This window comes from Shimia sp. Alg240-R146 (genome assembly GCF_947331465.1).
Lineage (GTDB): Bacteria > Pseudomonadota > Alphaproteobacteria > Rhodobacterales > Rhodobacteraceae > Shimia.
Genome location: NZ_CAMZOK010000003.1, coordinates 22,024 through 38,471, shown reverse-complemented (window position 1 = coordinate 38,471; position 16,448 = coordinate 22,024). Strand labels below are relative to the sequence as shown.

General features: G+C 58.3%; 14 protein-coding genes and 1 riboswitch. Of the genes, 10 read left to right on the top strand and 4 right to left on the bottom strand.

Annotated features, from left to right (window positions below; translation table 11 throughout):
• Nucleotide 1: 1 nt before the first annotated feature.
• Nucleotides 2-955, bottom strand: a complete 954-nt coding sequence (locus tag PG871_RS15800; RefSeq protein WP_270730989.1) for a 1-phosphofructokinase family hexose kinase — start codon at nucleotides 953-955, stop codon at nucleotides 2-4.
• A 186-nt stretch (nucleotides 956-1,141) separates the two neighbouring features.
• Between PG871_RS15800 and PG871_RS15795 the strand changes: the two genes are divergently transcribed.
• Nucleotides 1,142-2,536, top strand: a complete 1,395-nt coding sequence (locus PG871_RS15795) for a magnesium transporter (protein ID WP_270730988.1) — start codon at nucleotides 1,142-1,144, stop codon at nucleotides 2,534-2,536.
• A gap of 33 nt (nucleotides 2,537-2,569) precedes the next feature.
• On the opposite strand, the gene PG871_RS15790 is transcribed toward PG871_RS15795, so the two are convergent.
• Entirely contained in the window at nucleotides 2,570-3,502 is a 933-nt protein-coding gene (locus PG871_RS15790) for an MBL fold metallo-hydrolase (protein ID WP_270730987.1), read from the bottom strand.
• 317 nt (nucleotides 3,503-3,819) lie between these two features.
• Complete coding sequence (locus PG871_RS15785) at nucleotides 3,820-4,389, bottom strand: gamma-glutamylcyclotransferase family protein (RefSeq protein WP_270730985.1); 570 nt, start codon at nucleotides 4,387-4,389, stop codon at nucleotides 3,820-3,822.
• A 94-nt stretch (nucleotides 4,390-4,483) separates the two neighbouring features.
• Between PG871_RS15785 and PG871_RS15780 the strand changes: the two genes are divergently transcribed.
• The 4 genes from PG871_RS15780 (at nucleotide 4,484) to gcvP (ending at nucleotide 9,802) form a co-directional block, all read left to right on the top strand.
• On the top strand, nucleotides 4,484-4,930 hold the full coding sequence (locus PG871_RS15780; protein ID WP_270730984.1) for an RrF2 family transcriptional regulator: 447 nt from the start codon (nucleotides 4,484-4,486) through the stop codon (nucleotides 4,928-4,930).
• A gap of 64 nt (nucleotides 4,931-4,994) precedes the next feature.
• Nucleotides 4,995-5,082: riboswitch (glycine riboswitch) on the top strand.
• A gap of 176 nt (nucleotides 5,083-5,258) precedes the next feature.
• The gene (gcvT, locus tag PG871_RS15775; protein ID WP_270730982.1) at nucleotides 5,259-6,383 is read left to right on the top strand and encodes a glycine cleavage system aminomethyltransferase GcvT; all 1,125 of its coding nucleotides are present in this window, start codon (nucleotides 5,259-5,261) and stop codon (nucleotides 6,381-6,383) included.
• Nucleotides 6,384-6,401: 18 nt separating this feature from the next.
• A complete protein-coding gene (gene gcvH, locus PG871_RS15770; protein ID WP_270730981.1) occupies nucleotides 6,402-6,761 on the top strand; it encodes a glycine cleavage system protein GcvH in 360 nt (119 codons plus the stop codon).
• Nucleotides 6,762-6,952: 191 nt separating this feature from the next.
• The gene (gene gcvP, locus PG871_RS15765) at nucleotides 6,953-9,802 is read left to right on the top strand and encodes an aminomethyl-transferring glycine dehydrogenase (RefSeq protein WP_270730979.1); all 2,850 of its coding nucleotides are present in this window, start codon (nucleotides 6,953-6,955) and stop codon (nucleotides 9,800-9,802) included.
• A gap of 164 nt (nucleotides 9,803-9,966) precedes the next feature.
• Here the strand turns inward: gcvP and PG871_RS15760 are convergent, their stop codons facing one another.
• Entirely contained in the window at nucleotides 9,967-10,878 is a 912-nt protein-coding gene (locus PG871_RS15760; RefSeq protein WP_270730978.1) for a pirin family protein, read from the bottom strand.
• A gap of 234 nt (nucleotides 10,879-11,112) precedes the next feature.
• Here PG871_RS15760 and PG871_RS15755 point away from each other — a divergent pair, with 234 nt between their 5' ends.
• The 5 genes from PG871_RS15755 (at nucleotide 11,113) to PG871_RS15735 (ending at nucleotide 16,448) form a co-directional block, all read left to right on the top strand.
• Entirely contained in the window at nucleotides 11,113-12,738 is a 1,626-nt protein-coding gene (locus PG871_RS15755) for a long-chain fatty acid--CoA ligase (RefSeq protein WP_270730977.1), read from the top strand.
• A 4-nt stretch (nucleotides 12,739-12,742) separates the two neighbouring features.
• Nucleotides 12,743-13,639: an alpha/beta fold hydrolase gene (locus PG871_RS15750; protein WP_270730975.1), complete on the top strand. Its 897-nt coding sequence runs from the start codon at nucleotides 12,743-12,745 to the stop codon at nucleotides 13,637-13,639.
• Nucleotides 13,640-13,733: 94 nt separating this feature from the next.
• Nucleotides 13,734-14,723 (top strand): NAD(P)H-dependent flavin oxidoreductase, encoded by a 990-nt coding sequence (locus tag PG871_RS15745; RefSeq protein WP_270730973.1) that lies wholly within the window; start codon nucleotides 13,734-13,736, stop codon nucleotides 14,721-14,723.
• Nucleotides 14,720-15,391, top strand: coding sequence for a histidine phosphatase family protein (locus tag PG871_RS15740; protein WP_270730971.1), 672 nt, complete (start codon nucleotides 14,720-14,722; stop codon nucleotides 15,389-15,391). The genes PG871_RS15745 and PG871_RS15740 overlap by 4 nt, the downstream gene beginning before the upstream one ends.
• Before the next feature lie 31 nt (nucleotides 15,392-15,422).
• Nucleotides 15,423-16,448 (top strand): phosphotransferase family protein, encoded by a 1,026-nt coding sequence (locus tag PG871_RS15735; protein ID WP_270730969.1) that lies wholly within the window; start codon nucleotides 15,423-15,425, stop codon nucleotides 16,446-16,448.

The following is a 16,448-nucleotide window of genomic DNA, read 5'->3' as shown; positions in this document are numbered from 1 at the left end:
CCTAGAGCGTGATGTCTGAGAGCACGCAGTCCGGCAAATAACGCTCGAAATCGACTTTGCGACAGAGTTCGGTGGCCGGTGTGGTCACCGCGGCCGTCGCAGCGGTTGTGCCGTGTTGCAGGGCCGTTGCCAGATCGAAACCGCGGGCGCGGGCCAATGTGAAGGCGCCGACAAAGCTGTCGCCAGCGCCGACCTTGCTGTTGATTGGCACATCCAGTGCGGTGACGTGAATGCAACCGGTTTCGCTGGCCAAAATGGATCCGTCAGGTCCGCGCGCCACAATCACGGTTTTTGACACGCCTCCGGCAACCAGATCCCGCGCAAAGCGGGCGCTGTCTGTGCGGGTGCTCAGAGGTGCGCCGAAAATCTCCTCGCTTTCGTCCAGATCCATACGCAAGACATCAAGACCGGGGTTGGGCGCGGCGCAGAGATCGTGCAGCGGGCGTCCCGAGATGTCGCAAAGAATGCTGGGGCCGGTGTCTTTGAGCGCAGCGATGACAGTGCGGGCAAAATCTGTGGGCATACCCGGCGCGAGGCTGCCGGAGAGCACCAGCAGACCTGCGGGGTTGGTCATTGCGTTCAGCCGTGTCAGCAGTTTGGCGCAATCGGCATCAGGCCACGTCGGGCCGGGCATGACAAATCGGAACTGTTCACCGGTTTGATCGCATGTAACGGCGACATTGGTGCGGGTTTCACCCGGTGCGGAATGGGCAATTTCGGCAATACCTTCGTCGGACAGCAAGGTTTGAAGACGTTGGCCGGCGTTACCGCCAAGCGCCACAAAAGCGCGGGAGTGACCGCCAAGGATACGAATGGCCCGCGAGACATTGATGCCGCCACCACCGGCGCTGAATTCTGGCGTGGCGCAGCGCAGCTTGTGCCCTGAACTGACTTCCGACGCTGAAGTTGAAAGATCGACGGCAGGGTTGAGAGTGACTGTGAGAATGTCTTGCATGATGTGCGTTCTGCCTCAGATGCGCTGGGCGAAACCTGTCATGTTTGCGCTAACTTGCCAAGGGGACTTTCCGTGGATTGGATTGGCAGAAGACTGCCGTAAAAGACGTGCAATCAGCCTCTGGCCTTGGCAATGTAGTGTCCAAGGGGCATGCGGTGTCTCGAAAAGATTTTTTATGAGGCGCATATGAGCACATTGATTTGGCAAGGTGGGCAAAGCGATGCCGCAGACGATGCCAACCGGGCGACGCTGCGATTGATCGATGACATGATTTCACATGCAGACCGCGCAGGTGTTGTTGAAGCCACTGCGGGCTGGCCAGTGGGCGATGTGCTTGCGTGTCTGTTGCGGCTGCGGCCCGCGCGGGCGCGGCTTTTGTTTGACTGGGTGCCGGACAACCTTGGCCTGAAGGTGCTGTCTGAGTTGGACAACGATTTGCACGCTGTGCTTTACAGCCCTGAATCGGAACGCACTTTTGCCAATATTATTGGCATGATGGACGTCGATGAGGCGGTCGATACGCTGTTGGAATTGCCGCGCAACTTTGCCGGACGGTTGGTGCAGACGCGGCCGGACGCGGAACGGATCGCTGCGGTTTTGCAGGCGCGAGACGACAGTGCTGCGACGGTGATGCGGCTTGGAGTCTTAATGGCGCCCCTGCATTGGACGGTGGGTCAGCTGACCGAGGACATCAAGAGCCGCTCAGCCGAGATCGGCAAGATCGACATGATGTTTGTGGTTGATGAAGTGCGCAAACCGATCGGTTTTTTGCGGTTTCGTGAAGTTTTGGCGGGACAAGCCGATCTGCCGCTCGCACAGATCGTGCATAAGGATCTGGACGTGGTGAGCGCGGACCAAGACCGCGAAGAGGTTTTGAAATTGTCCCGACGTCGGGGCGTGTATGCGATTGGCGTTGTGGATGAATTTGGCAAGCTGGTCGGCGGAATTTCTCCGCGCGAACTGGGCGACATTTTTCGTGACGAAGTGGAAGAAGACATGCTGGTCATGGGCTCGGTATCGCCTGCGACCACACAGTTTGACGGGCCGTTCACAATCCTGAAGCGGCGTTTGCCATGGCTTTTGGGGGGGCTTGGTGGGGCAAGTTTTGCCGCGGTGGTAATCGGATCCTATGAGGAGGCTTTGGCGCAGGCTGCCGTACTGGCGAGTTTCATTCCGGTGGTCATGGCGACGGCGGGCAACGCGGGCATTCAGGCCTCGACCGTTTCTATTCAGTCACTGACCTCGGGCACCGACTGGCGCGGCGATTTTGGCGCGCGGCTTTGGCGGGAATTCTTTGGCGCGATGTTCAATGGGCTGAGCATCGGGGTGATCACAGCGATTGCGGTTCTATTGGCGAGCCTCGTTTTGCCATTGGCGCATCCGCATTTGCTCGCGTTGACTGCGTTGCTGGCGCTGACGCTGGTGACCACAATCGCCGGTACAATCGGGGCGTTGATCCCTTATATTTTGCGAAGTTTTGGGCTTGATCCTGCGGTGGCGACAGGGATTTTCATCACCACGACAAATGACGTCTTTGGCGTGTTGATCTTCTTTGTGGTGGCCAGCGCGCTGTATCTCTGACGCGCTGGCCACCCCTGATGGGCTGGCGAGGGGTTAGCCCATCATGAACTGATAGCTGGCAGGCGCGTAGTGAAAGCCGTCGCCGTGGGTTTCGACGAAGCCGACGGCGGGGAACGGCATGTGGTAGCCCACGAATGGCACAGAGTCGGCGGCCATCATGCCCAGCATTTTGCGACGGGTCGCGGCGGCGGCGGATTTGTCCATGTCAAACTTCACTTCCCAGTCGGGGTGGGCCAGAGACCATACGTAGTGGTTGGCAAAATCAGCCGCCAGAAGCATCTGCTGGCCGTCGCTTTCCAGCATGTAGGTCGTGTGCCCGGGGGTATGGCCGAAAGCAGACATTGCGGTCACGCCCGATGCCACTGAAGCGCCGTCTTCGATCATGTCAAAGCGCTCCATGTTGGGGCGAATTTTGCCCTCAAACGCTTTGTTCTTGTCGGTGCCCGCCCAGAAATTCATTTCGGTTGTTCCGGTCACGTGTTTGGCGTTTGCAAAGGTCACGCCGTTTTCGCCAGCCATGCCGCCGATGTGGTCACCGTGCATGTGTGTGATGACAACGGTGTCGACTTGATCGGTGGAATAACCTGCTGCTTCGAGTGCTGAAGAAATGGCGTCGGGGTTCAGGCCGGTGTCAAACAGGATCAGTTCCGATCCGGTGTTGACCACGGTTGGGGTGAAGAAGAATTGGGCCGCAGTAGTGGGAATGCGCGCAGCAGCCGAGGCGGTCGCGAATTCTTCGGCGGAGACGTTCATGCCAAAGATGTTTTGCGGTCCCTCAACGGTGCGTGTGCCGACAAGAAGGGTCGTGACCTCAAAGCTGCCGAGTTTCATGCGGTTGAAGCGGGTTTGGGCGACGCCTTTCATATCGGCGGCAGCCAGAGTTGATTGGCTTGTGGCGGCGGTAATGGGAAGCGCGGCGGCACCTGCCAGCAGGGCGCGGCGGGAAATTGCAGGGGTTTTTAGCATGAGACCTCTCCGTCGGTTTAAAAAATCGATATTTTATCATATCACGATAGTTACGTAGATTTTTTGAATTGGGATCAAAATCGCAAAAAATTGATCTGAGGAGCGACGTGAGGCCAAATCGCATGGCGAAAAGGGCACTGCGTAAGCGGTCCGTAAACCTTCTGTTGGCTTAGCCCCGCCCGATCGACCGGCGCGCAAAAACATCTGATTTTATTGGCTTTTTGGGGGGCGTGTCGTGCGGCATCGCGCATAAGAAGCGCATGGACCCGCGAGCGCGGACTCTTTCAGACGCTGTGCTTGTCAGACGGACGAGAGCCCTAGGGCGCCGGACGGCGCGTCGCGCCGGTTGTTGCGAGAAGGTCGTCGACCAATGTCGTTTCTGCGGCGGTCAGGGTCTGGTGCCGCGGATAAACCGGCGTGGCACGATCATCGATGACCTGCGCGGTCCAGCCATCTGTTGTCGCAAAAAAGGCTTCGACGCCGGCCTCGCCAAAGACAGCAAGATAGCCCTGCACCACGACGTCGATATAGCTCAGCAGAATTTTTTGCGGTGTGGAGGGCGCAATTCGGTGCTCTGATGAGACAGAGTAGACGGCGATTTGCAGCGGGTCGGTTCTAGGGTGGGAAACCGACGCACCAGCGTCAAACCGGTCGTAGGCAAATTCCCGTTCATCCAGCGTTGCCCAGTCGTCGTTGGGAACATGGGCAATCAGCCCGTCAATGGTGCTGGTCGCGTCAGGCTCGGCGCTCAGGAAGGCAAAGGGACGCAGATCGGTCGCAACCCAAGCGCGTTTCCAGCCCGAAAGCTGCGCAGGGTGTGCGTCCTCAAAAGCATGTGTGCGTCTGTTTACAAGGCTGCCGTAGCCGAAGAAATAATGGGCTGTCATGGCGGCATGTCGTCTGAACCGTTGATCCATGTCAATGCCACTTGTGCGGGAATTGGTCAAAACAGGGAGACTTGAAGCAAAATTGGCCAGCCCTGTGCGCATCACAAAACGAACAAATATCGCGATCAGAGTTCTGATGTTCTGTGCCGTGAATCACGGCCGGTTGGTCACGAAGCACGAGATTGCGCAGCGCTGCAACGCGTCGGAAAACCACTTGGCGCAGGTGATCAATCAACTGGCGCAGATGGGTGTTTTGCACACCCAACGGGGCCGCAATGGCGGGCTTGAGTTGGCCCGCCCCGCTGCGGAGATCGAAATCGGGGACATTTTCCGCACGATGGAGGCTCCGGTGCCTTTGGCAGAGTGTTTCGCGGACGTCGACAATTCGTGCCCGTTGGTTGATGCCTGTCGGCTGCGCGTCGCACTGACAGAAGCGCTGGATGTGTTCTATGCGCGGCTTGATCAAGTCACTCTTGATACCCTGGTTTGTGGTAACGACGCACTGGCCACTTTGCTGACACCGCAATGCCGACCAGCATAACCTTCTGTGAAGGCGCGATAAAATGCGCTTGTCAGACGGGAAGGCGCAGACTACGTTCTAAAACATAGGTGAATCGGGAGAACCGGACGTGTCCGGTGCCGAAGGAGCAACCGCCCCGGAAACTCTCAGGCCGCAAGGACCGATTTATCGCTAAACACACTCTGGAGAGAGGCGTCAGATGGCGTCCGCCGAAGGGATAACGATCTCAGGCCAAAGGACAGAGGGGGCATCGCGCGCATTGGGGGGAGTCCCTCGTGCGGACTGAGGATGCCGGATGTGTTCTGTGGGCTGCACCATGGACGCCACCGGAAAAACGGAGGGCGCTGTCATGGGTGAGTTGAGCCGCACACCACTATTCGATTTGCACGTCGCACTTGGCGCGAAAATGGTGCCGTTTGCGGGCTATGACATGCCGGTGCAATATGCGCTGGGCGTGATGAAGGAACATCTGCATTGCCGTGCGCAGGCTGGTCTGTTTGACGTCAGTCACATGGGGCAGGTGATCCTGCGCGGCGAGAGCTATGGCGCTGTAGCAAAGGCGTTCGAAACATTGGTGCCGATGGACGTGCAAGGTCTTGGTGAAGCCCGGCAACGCTATGGGCTTTTTACCAACGGTGGTGGTGGCATCGAAGACGATCTGATGTTTGCCAATCGCGGTGATCACCTGTTCGTGGTGGTCAATGCGGCCTGCAAAGACGCAGACATCGCGCGCATGAAGGCGGCACTGGAGCCCGCGGTCACTGTCGAAGTCATCGCGGATCGTGCGTTGATTGCGTTGCAGGGACCAGCGGCAGAAGCGGCCTTGGCGCGGCTCAATCCCGCGGTGGCCGAGATGACGTTTATGGACGTCGCGACGATCGAATTGGCGGGCGCAGACTGCTGGGTCAGCCGGTCGGGCTACACCGGCGAGGATGGCTATGAGATTTCGGTGCCTGATGCACAGGCCGAAGCGTTGGCGAAGGCGCTGTTGGACATGGATGAGGTCGAACCCATCGGTCTTGGCGCGCGCGACAGCTTGCGGCTGGAGGCCGGGCTGTGCCTTTACGGTAATGACATCGATGCCTCAACATCCCCGATTGAAGCTGGTCTGATCTGGGCGATCCAGAAGGTGCGTCGTGCTGATGGTGACCGCGCCGGGGGCTTTCCCGGGGCAGATCGGATCTTTGGGGATCTGGCCGAAGGAGTGGCGCGCAAGCGGGTCGGTCTGGTGCCACAAGGACGTGCGCCAATGCGGGCCGGAACCCAGATTTTTGCCGCCGGTGAGGGTGGTGATCCTATCGGTGAGGTGACCTCGGGTGGGTTTGGACCCACATATGAGGGGCCAGTGGCTATGGGATATGTCGGCGCCGCACAAGCGGCTGTCGGCACGGAACTTTTTGGTGAGGTGCGGGGCAAACGTTTGCCCGTCACGGTGGCAAAGATGCCGCTGGTGCCTGCCAATTTCAAACGTTGAGCAACAGGAGAGCAAGCAATGAAATTCACGGAAGAACACGAATGGCTGCGTGTCGAAGGTGATGTGGTTGTGGTGGGCATCACCGATCACGCCAGCGAACAGCTGGGCGATGTGGTGTTTATCGAACTGCCGGAAGAAGGCACCGAGGTCACCAAAGACGAAGAAGTCTGCGTGATCGAGTCGGTCAAAGCGGCCAGCGATATTCTGGCGCCGCTGGATGGTGAAATCGTCGAAGTGAACAGCCCGCTCGTGGATGAGCCTGGCAAGGTCAACGACGATCCGATGGTTGAAGCATGGTTCTTCAAGATCAAGCCATCCGAGCTGAGCCAGATGGACGATTATATGGACGAAGCTGCCTACAAAACCTTCATCGGGTAAGCCAGCGACAGTCGTCTCAAAGCCCGAGGCGACGGTCAAGAATTTTGACCCGACTGACAGGTCGGGCCGCGCCTTAACCCACATAGCGGGCAGGGCGCCTCTCTCTCCCAAGGCCGGGCGCCGCCCGTATCATGCTTTGGGACATATCTTTTCTGTGCGGTATCGCCGCCAAGCTGCTCTAGGAGGAACACATGACCTTCACGCCAACGGACTATCTGCCGTATGATTTTGCCAATCGCCGCCACATCGGCCCGTCGCCCGAGGAAATGGCGGAAATGTTGGATGTGATCGGCGCCAGTGATCTTGAGGATCTGATGGGGCAGACGTTGCCCGATAGCATCCGCCAAAAAGAGCCGCTCGACTTTGGGCGCCCCTTGTCAGAGCGCGAATTGATACGCCACATGCATGAGGTCGCGGGCAAGAACAAAGTTCTGACCAGCCTGATCGGGCAGGGGTATTACGGCACGGTGACGCCACCTGCGATCCAGCGCAACATCCTTGAAAATCCGGCGTGGTACACGGCCTATACGCCTTATCAGCCTGAGATTTCGCAGGGCCGCCTTGAAGCCCTGTTGAACTATCAGACGATGGTGAGCGACCTGACCGGTTTGGAAGTCGCCAACGCATCGCTTTTGGATGAATCCACGGCTTGCGCCGAAGCGATGACCATGGCGAAGCGGGGGGCGAAATCCAAGGCTAAGGCGTTCTTTGTGGACGAAAACTGTCATCCGCAAAATATCGCTGTGATTCAGACCCGCGCCGCGCCGTTGGATATCGAGGTGATCGTTGGCAACCCCGATGATCTGGAAGCCGACAAAGTGTTTGGGGCGATTTTTCAGTATCCCGGCACCTATGGCCATGTGCGCGACTTCACGTCCGAAATTGCTGCTCTGCATGAGCACAAAGCGATTGGCATTGTGGCGGCCGATATTTTGGCGCTGACGCTCTTGAAAGAGCCGGGCGCGATGGGTGCGGATATTGCTGTGGGCAGCACGCAACGGTTTGGGGTTCCGTTGGGGTATGGTGGGCCGCACGCGGCTTATATGGCCTGTCGCGACGCTTATAAACGGGCGATGCCAGGGCGTATTATTGGCGTCAGCATCGACAGCCATGGCAACCGCGCCTACCGCCTGTCGCTTCAGACCCGCGAGCAGCACATCCGCCGCGAAAAAGCCAACTCAAACGTCTGTACGGCGCAGGCTTTGTTGGCTGTTATGGCGTCAATGTATGGTGTTTTTCATGGGCCAAAGGGCCTCAAGGCGATTGCGCAGCGCATTCATCGCAAGACCGTAAGGCTGGCCAAAGGCTTGCAAGAGGCGGGCTTTGTTGTGGAGCCGGACGTCTATTTTGACACGATCACTGTGGATGTCGGGCTGTTGCAGCGCGGCGTTTTGCAGGCCGCGGTGCAAGAAGGCATCAACCTGCGGCGCGTTGGCAAAACCAAAGTGGGGATTTCGCTCGACGAAGCCTGCCGTCCGGCCACGATTGAACGGGTCTGGCGTGCGTTTGGCATTGACCGCAAAGACGACGATTTTGAACCGGAATATCGCATCCCGGATGCTTTGGTGCGCGAAAGCGGATATCTGGATCACCCGATTTTCCACATGAACCGCGCCGAGACAGAGATGATGCGCTATATGCGCCGTCTGGCTGATCGGGATCTGGCGCTGGATCGCGCGATGATCCCGCTGGGGTCCTGTACGATGAAGCTGAACGCGGCGGTTGAGATGATGCCGGTCAGTTGGCGTGAGTTCTCGCTCATGCACCCGTTCGTTCCGAAAGATCAGGCGCAGGGCTATGAAGAGCTGATTGGCGATCTGAGTGACAAGCTGTGTCAGATCACCGGCTATGACGCGATTTCGATGCAGCCAAATTCCGGCGCACAGGGTGAATATGCCGGCCTGTTGACGATTGCCGCTTATCATCGCGCGCGTGGCGAAGGGCACCGCAATATCTGTCTCATCCCAATGAGCGCACATGGCACCAATCCGGCGTCGGCGCAGATGGTGGGATGGAAAGTTGTGCCGGTGCAGACAGCCGACAACGGTGACATCGATCTGGAAGATTTCCGCGCCAAAGCGGAGAAATTCAAAGACGATCTGGCAGGTTGCATGATCACCTATCCGTCCACGCATGGCGTGTTTGAAAAGACTGTGCATGAAGTCTGTGACATCACCCATGAATACGGCGGACAGGTCTATATTGACGGGGCCAACCTGAACGCAATGGTCGGGCTTTCGAGACCCGGTGATGTGGGGGGCGACGTGAGCCACCTCAACCTGCACAAGACCTTTTGCATTCCGCACGGTGGCGGTGGCCCTGGCATGGGGCCGATTGGCGTGAAGTCACATCTGGTGGCGCATCTTCCGGGCCATCCTGAGACCGGCGGTTCCGAAGGCCCGGTGTCGGCTGCCCCGTTTGGGTCGCCGTCGCTTTTGCCGATCAGCTGGGCCTATGTTCTGCTGATGGGGGGCGAAGGGCTTACGCAGGCCACGCGGGTGGCGATTTTGAACGCCAACTACCTCGCAAAGCGTCTCGAAGGCGCATTTGACGTGCTTTATAAGGGACCGACAGGACGTGTGGCGCATGAATGCATTATCGACACGCGCCCCTTTGCTGACAGTGCCGGTGTGAGCGTCGATGACATCGCCAAACGTTTGATGGATTGCGGGTTTCACGCCCCGACCATGAGCTGGCCGGTCGCCGGCACGTTAATGATCGAGCCGACAGAGAGTGAAAACAAGGCCGAGCTGGACCGGTTTTGCGACGCGATGCTGGCGATCCGCGAAGAGATCCGCGCGATTGAGGACGGCAAGATGGATGCAGAGAACAACCCGCTGCGCAACGCGCCACACACGATGGAAGACCTCGTGAAGGACTGGGACCGGCCTTATAGCCGCGAACAGGGGTGTTTCCCGCCCGGCGCATTCCGGGTGGACAAGTATTGGCCGCCGGTCAACCGCGTGGACAATGCCTATGGCGACCGCAATCTGGTGTGCATCTGCCCGCCGATGGAGGATTACGCTGACGCCGCAGAGTAGTCTGCACATTAGAGAGTGGGGCCAGCCCCCTTGGCTCAGCCTTTGCTGGGCAATGCTCTGAGGTACTGAGAAAGCAAAAAAGCCGGGCGACATGCCCGGCTTTTCCTTGTTTTCAGGTTGTGGATCCTCGGACGACGTCGCAGCACAATTCGACGGCAGGTGCTCTAGTGCGCCGGTTGAATGAATGTGCCGTTGCGCAGCTCGGTAAACGCCTGCTGTAGCTCCGCCTGTGTGTTCATCACAATCGGCCCGTGCCACGCCACAGGTTCCTGAATGGGTTGCCCCGAGATCAGCAAAAACCGCACGCCTTCTTCGCCCGCTTGCACAGTGACCTCGTCGCCGTTTCCAAAGCGCACCAATGTCCGATCGCCGCTCAGGTCGCGGATATTAAGCTCTTGTCCTGCAACTTCTTTTTCCAGCAGGACGCCGTTTGGCTGACTTGCGTCGGCAAAGGCCCCGGCCCCTTCAAAGACATAAGCAAAGGCGCGGCGGCGCGTGTCGACCGGAAAGGTCTTCTTCACGCCGGCCGGCACGGTGATGTCCAAAAACATCGGATCCGCTGCAATGCCATCTACAGGCCCGGTGCGGTCCCAGAACTTGCCGATAATAACGCGGACTTTGGTGCCGTCGTCTTCCATGATTTCGGGAATTTCGCGGCCCTCAACATCCTGATAGCGCGGGTCGGTCATTTTCAAATCGCGCGGCAGGTTGGCCCAAAGCTGAAAGCCGTGATTCATGCCGTTGGCGTCTGCTGTTGGCATCTCTTGATGCAAAATGCCGCGACCAGCAGTCATCCATTGCACATCGCCGGATTTTAGGTTGCCGGTGTTGCCCAAGCTGTCCTGATGCTCCACCGCGCCTTCGATGACATAGGTGATTGTCTCAATGCCGCGATGAGGGTGCCACGGAAATCCGGCCTGATACATGCGCGGGTCATCGTTGCGAAAATGGTCCATCATCAGGAACGGGTCGAGCTCCTCGGGATCCTGAAATCCAAAGGCACGGTGCAGACTAACCCCTGCACCTTCCATCGCTGGCACGGCTTTGCGTGTTTCCAAAACGGGTCGGATCGACATCGTTTTTCCTTTCTGAGATCTGTTCGCTTGCCACATAAGCTAGGGGGCAAGACACCTGTGCGCAATTTGCGCCTGATCACGTTGTCTGTGCGCATTGGCACAAAGTCATGCGGCCTCAGACCAAAGTCGCAGGTTTCACGACGCTGCGGCATGACGCATATGGGCTTTTGATTTTTGCGCAGTCCGGCATAGGCTTCACGCCACTCGAATCTTTCAGGCAGGGGAGGGCCGGAAATGCAAGGCTCCATGATGATGCGTCCGCTTAAAATCGCGGACATTCTCAGCTACGCAGCAGAAATTCACCCGTTGAGCGAGGTGGTCTCGGTGCGCACCGAAGGCGACATCCATCGCCAGACCTATGCCGACACCGCCCGCCGCGTGGCGAAACTGGCGCATGGCCTCACGTCGCTCGGCATGCAGACCGGCGATCGTGTCGCGACTTTGGCGTGGAACGGATATCGCCATCTTGAACTCTACTATGCCATTTCCGGGGCTGGTGGCGTGTGCCACACCATCAACCCGCGTCTGTCAGCCGAGCAGATGACATATATCGTGAACCATGCAAACGACACGATGTTGTTCGTGGACACAACGTTTGTGCCGCTTGTGGCAGCACTGCGCGATCAATGGCCCGCGGGTTTGAAGGTCGTGGTCATGACCGACCGCGCGCACATGCCGGAAGGTGACTTCCTGTGCTATGAAGAATTGCTGGACGGGCAATCCGACAGCTTTGACTGGCCGGACCTGCCGGAAGATACAGCCGCTGGCCTGTGCTATACATCCGGCACCACAGGCAACCCCAAGGGCACGCTTTATACGCATCGCTCGACTGTGTTGCACGCGATGATGGTGGGCCTGTCGTTGCCGACGGCTTTGCAGCCGGGCAAACGCATCCTGCCAGTTGTGCCGCTATTTCACGTAAACGCTTGGGGCCTTCCATATGCGGCGCCACTCACAGGGGCTTCGCTGATCTTCCCAGGGGGCGCGCTGGATGGTGAAAGCCTGTTCCGCCTGATGGACACCGAAAAGGTCTACTCTGCCTGGGGTGTGCCGACAGTTTGGCTAGGCCTGCAGGGCGAGATCGCGAAACAGGGCCGCATGCCTGACGGGCTTGGCGATATGGTTGTTGGTGGCTCTGCGGCACCGGCCTCGATGATTCAGTTCTTTGAAGAAAGCGACGTCAACGTTTGTCACGCTTGGGGCATGACCGAGATGAGCCCGATCGGCACGCAGGGTAACCTGCCAGATCACCTCGATGACAAGCCGATGGCGGAACGCATCGCGATCAAGTCCAAGCAGGGTCGTCGAGTGTTTGGTGTGGATCTCAAGATCGTTGATGAGGACGGCAAACGCCTTCCACATGATGGCGAGGCAGCAGGTGAACTTTATGTGCGCGGCAACGCGATCACGTCGGGATATTTTGAAAACGAAGAGGCCAACAAGACCGCCTTTGATGCCGAAGGCTGGTTTGGCACCGGCGATGTGGCCACGATTGACACGCACGGCTTTCTGACCATCACCGACCGCGCCAAGGATCTGATCAAATCGGGGGGCGAATGGATCTCGTCGTTGGATTTGGAAAACACAGTGATGGCGCATCCCAAGGTGGCGAACTGCGCCGTGATCGCGGTGCCGCATCCGAAATGGGACGAACGCCCGCTGATGATTGTGGTGCCGGCGCCCGAGGGCAAGCCCGAGGTCAGTGAATTGATGGATATGCTCAAGGAACATTTCGCCACGTGGCAGCTGCCGGACGATGTGGTGTTTGTGGAGGAACTGCCGCTGACAGCGACGGGCAAAGTGTCCAAGCTGACCCTTCGCAAGCAGTTTGGCGATCACAAACTGCCGGATGCCACCTAAGGGCATGCGCACCGAAACACTGATGATCTCCGGCCAGCAGTTCAACATGCTGGTGGCCGGGGAGGCAGGCGCACCGCTGCTGTTGTTCCTGCACGGATTTCCCGAATACTCTGGCGCATTCGCAGACCTGATTCCGCATCTGGCGGAGGATTTTCTGTGTGTCGCGCCCGATCAACGCGGTTTCGGTGCAAGCTGGAAACCACAGACGGTCAAAGACTATGTCTTGCCCGCTTTGTTGCAGGACGCGGCTGCCGTGATTGCCCACTACAGTCCTGATGCGCCCGCTGCCGCTGTGGTTGGCCATGATTGGGGCTCGGCCGTTGCTTATGGTTTGGCGTTTCGCCACCCCGCTTTGGTGTCCAATCTGATAATTGCCAATGGCGTGCACCCGGGGCCGTTCCAACGTGCCATGGCCGCAGGCGGGGCGCAAACTGTGGCGAGCCAGTATATCGCTGACTTGCGCTCCCCGGGCAAAGAACATGACCTCGTGGCCGACAATCACGCTGCGATTTTTGAAATCTTCAACAAAGACATGGACATGAGCTGGATGACATCCGCCCGCCGAGAGGCCTATCGTCGGGCGTGGGGGGATGTAGATGGGGTGCGTGCGATGCTCAACTGGTATCGCGCCTCGCCCTTGAAACTCGCGAAACCCGGACAACCGGTCCCGCCAGAAGAGTTGCCGGACTTGCCCAAGGACGCCCTGCGGGTGAGCATGCCACATCTGCTGCTTTGGGGAATGAATGACAGCGCGCTCCTGCCGGAAAGCTACGACGGCCTCCAAGACTATTGCGACGATCTTACCATCGAGGAAGTGGCGGGTGCAGATCATTGGATATTGCACCAACAGCCCGCTGATGTTGCGTGCCGCATCCGCCGGTTTCTGGCGCGCCGGTCCTGACACAGCGCAATGTGACGTCATGTTACTTTCGCACGCTCTTGCTTGAGCACACGGCGCACTGCCTTATCCTGCCAATCAACAACAGGAGTTTTTCATGTCCGGTGACAGCCATCTGCCTAAAGCGCTTCAGGGTCTGCGTATCCCCGCGGTTGCCTCTCCCCTTTTTATCATCTCGGTGCCAGAATTGGTGATTGCCCAGTGTAAGGCCGGTATTATCGGCAGCTTTCCTGCGCTGAACGCGCGCGAAGGTGAGGGTGAACATCCGTTGCTGGACACGTGGCTGACGCAAATCAGCGAAGAACTCGACCGTCACAATCAGGAGAACCCCGACTCGCCCGCTGCGCCTTTTGCGGTCAACCAGATCGTGCACCGGTCCAACACCCGACTGGAGCGCGACATCGAACTTTGCCACAAACACAAAGTGCCAATCTGGATCACGTCGCTTGGTGCACGGGTTGAGGTCAACGATGCCGCGCATGACTGCGGCGGCATCGCGCTGCACGACATCATCAACAACCGCTTTGCCAAGAAAGCCATCGAGAAAGGCGCCGATGGCCTGATCGCGGTTGCCGCTGGCGCTGGGGGCCATGCTGGTCCGCAAAGCCCGCTGGCGCTGATCAGTGAAATTCGCGAGTGGTTTGAAGGACCACTGTTGCTGTCGGGTTCAATCGGCACTGGTGCCTCTCTTTTGGCAGCGCAGGCCATGGGCGCAGACCTCGGCTATATCGGCACGCCGTTCATTGCCACAGAAGAGGCCAACGCACAGCAGGACTACAAAGAGATGATCGTCAAGAGCGGCGCAGACGACATTGTCTACAGCTCGCTGTTCACGGGCGTCGCAGGCAACTACCTCAAAGGGTCTGTTGCCAATGCGGGCATGGACCCCGACAACCTGCCGCAAGGCGACGTCAAAACCATGAACTTCGGAGACGACCGCGAAAAACCTAAGGCTTGGAAAACCATCTGGGGGTCGGGTCAAGGTATTGGCGCGGTCAAAGACGTGGTGCCGACTGCCGACTTGGTGGACCGATTGGAGTGGGAATATAACGCCGCTTGGACCCGTCTTCAGGACCGCATGGCATGAGCCAGATGTTTCACCTTGTGCGCCACGCACAGGCCAGCTTTGGCGCGGCCGATTATGACAACCTGTCAGAGTTGGGCCACCGGCAATCCGCTGCGCTGGGCGCTGCATTGAAACAGCAGGGCGTGACGCCGGACGCTGTGTTCATCGGTGCGCAAAAGCGTCATCGCCAAACTTGGGAAGGCATTGAAAGTGCCCTTCAAACCGGGATCACGCCGGTGGTTTTGCCTGGGTGGAACGAATTTGATTTCGGCGGCTTGCTTGAAGCGCGATTTGCCGCGCGTGACGACAAGCCCGCGGATCTTAACAGCGATCGCAAAACACATTTCCGTATTCTTCGTGATACAGTGCTGGAATGGCAAAACGACGAAATCGCCAATCCGCCGGAAACGTTTGCGGCTTTCTCCCAGCGAGTGCGGGAGGCGCGTGAAATCATCGCGGCGTCTGGTGCCAAAGCCCCTATCGCCGTCAGTTCTGGCGGCGCGATCGGGCGCACCGTGGCAGATGTGATGCAGGCCCCAGCCGAGCAGATGATCTTACTGCAATTGCAGGTCAAAAACTGCGCCGTGGCGCGGTTTGTGTTGGCAAAAGGTCAGACATGGCTGAACGGATTTAACGAGACGCCGCACATAGATGCGGACAACGAAGGCGAGATGCTGACTTATAGCTAAGTCGAACGGCACTCGACATCGGGAGGACTTTATGGACGCGACAACCTTGGACACAGTGGCAGTAGACCGCTGGCTTTCGGACAACCTTGAGGGCTATAAAGGCCCCTCGGTGACCACCAAATTCAACGTCGGGCAATCCAATCCGACCTTCCGTCTGGATGCGCCATCCGGCCAATACGTGCTGCGCCGCAAGCCGCCAGGGGTTTTGCTGAAATCCGCGCACGCCGTGGACCGAGAATTTCGCGTACAAAAGGCGCTGGCAGGTTCTGATGTTCCGGTCGCAAAAATGCACCTTTTGTGCGAAGACGATGACGTGATCGGTTCGGCGTTTTACGTGATGGATTACGTCGAAGGTCGCAACTTTGACGACCCGCGCCTGCAAGAGTTGACCAATGAACAACGCGGTGCAGTGATCAATGAAATGGGCCGTGTTCTGGCTGCAATCCATTCTGTTGATATCAATGCTGTGGGCCTGTCGGATTACGGCCCCGAGGGCAATTATTTCGAACGCCAAGTCGGGCGCTGGACCAAACAATACAAGGCCTCTGAGACCGAAAGCGTGCCGCAGATGGACGCACTGGCGGATTGGCTGAATGACAATATTCCAGCCGATGACGGCAAGCGCACGCTGGTGCATGGCGACTATCGCATCGACAACATGCTGTTCTCCAAAGACGGTGAAAACGTTGTTGCAGTGCTGGATTGGGAACTTTCGACCATCGGGCATCCTTATGCCGATCTGGCCGCCGTCATCATGCAATGGCAGATGCCACCCGGGAATGAAGGCCGCGGTTTGGCCGGTGTGGATCGTGCTTCGCTTGGCTTGCCGACCGATGAGGAATTCGTCGCTGCATATTGCAAACGCATGGGCCTGCCGGGGATCAAGAACTTTGGTTTCTACCTCGCCTTTTGCTTCTTCCGCATGGCCGGGATCATTCAAGGCGTGAAAAAACGCGCTCTGGACGGCAATGCGTCCGATCCGGAACGGGCAAAACGATTGGGCGGCGCCGTGCCGCTGTTCGCATCAGCAGGCTTGGAGGCCGCAAAACGTGGATAA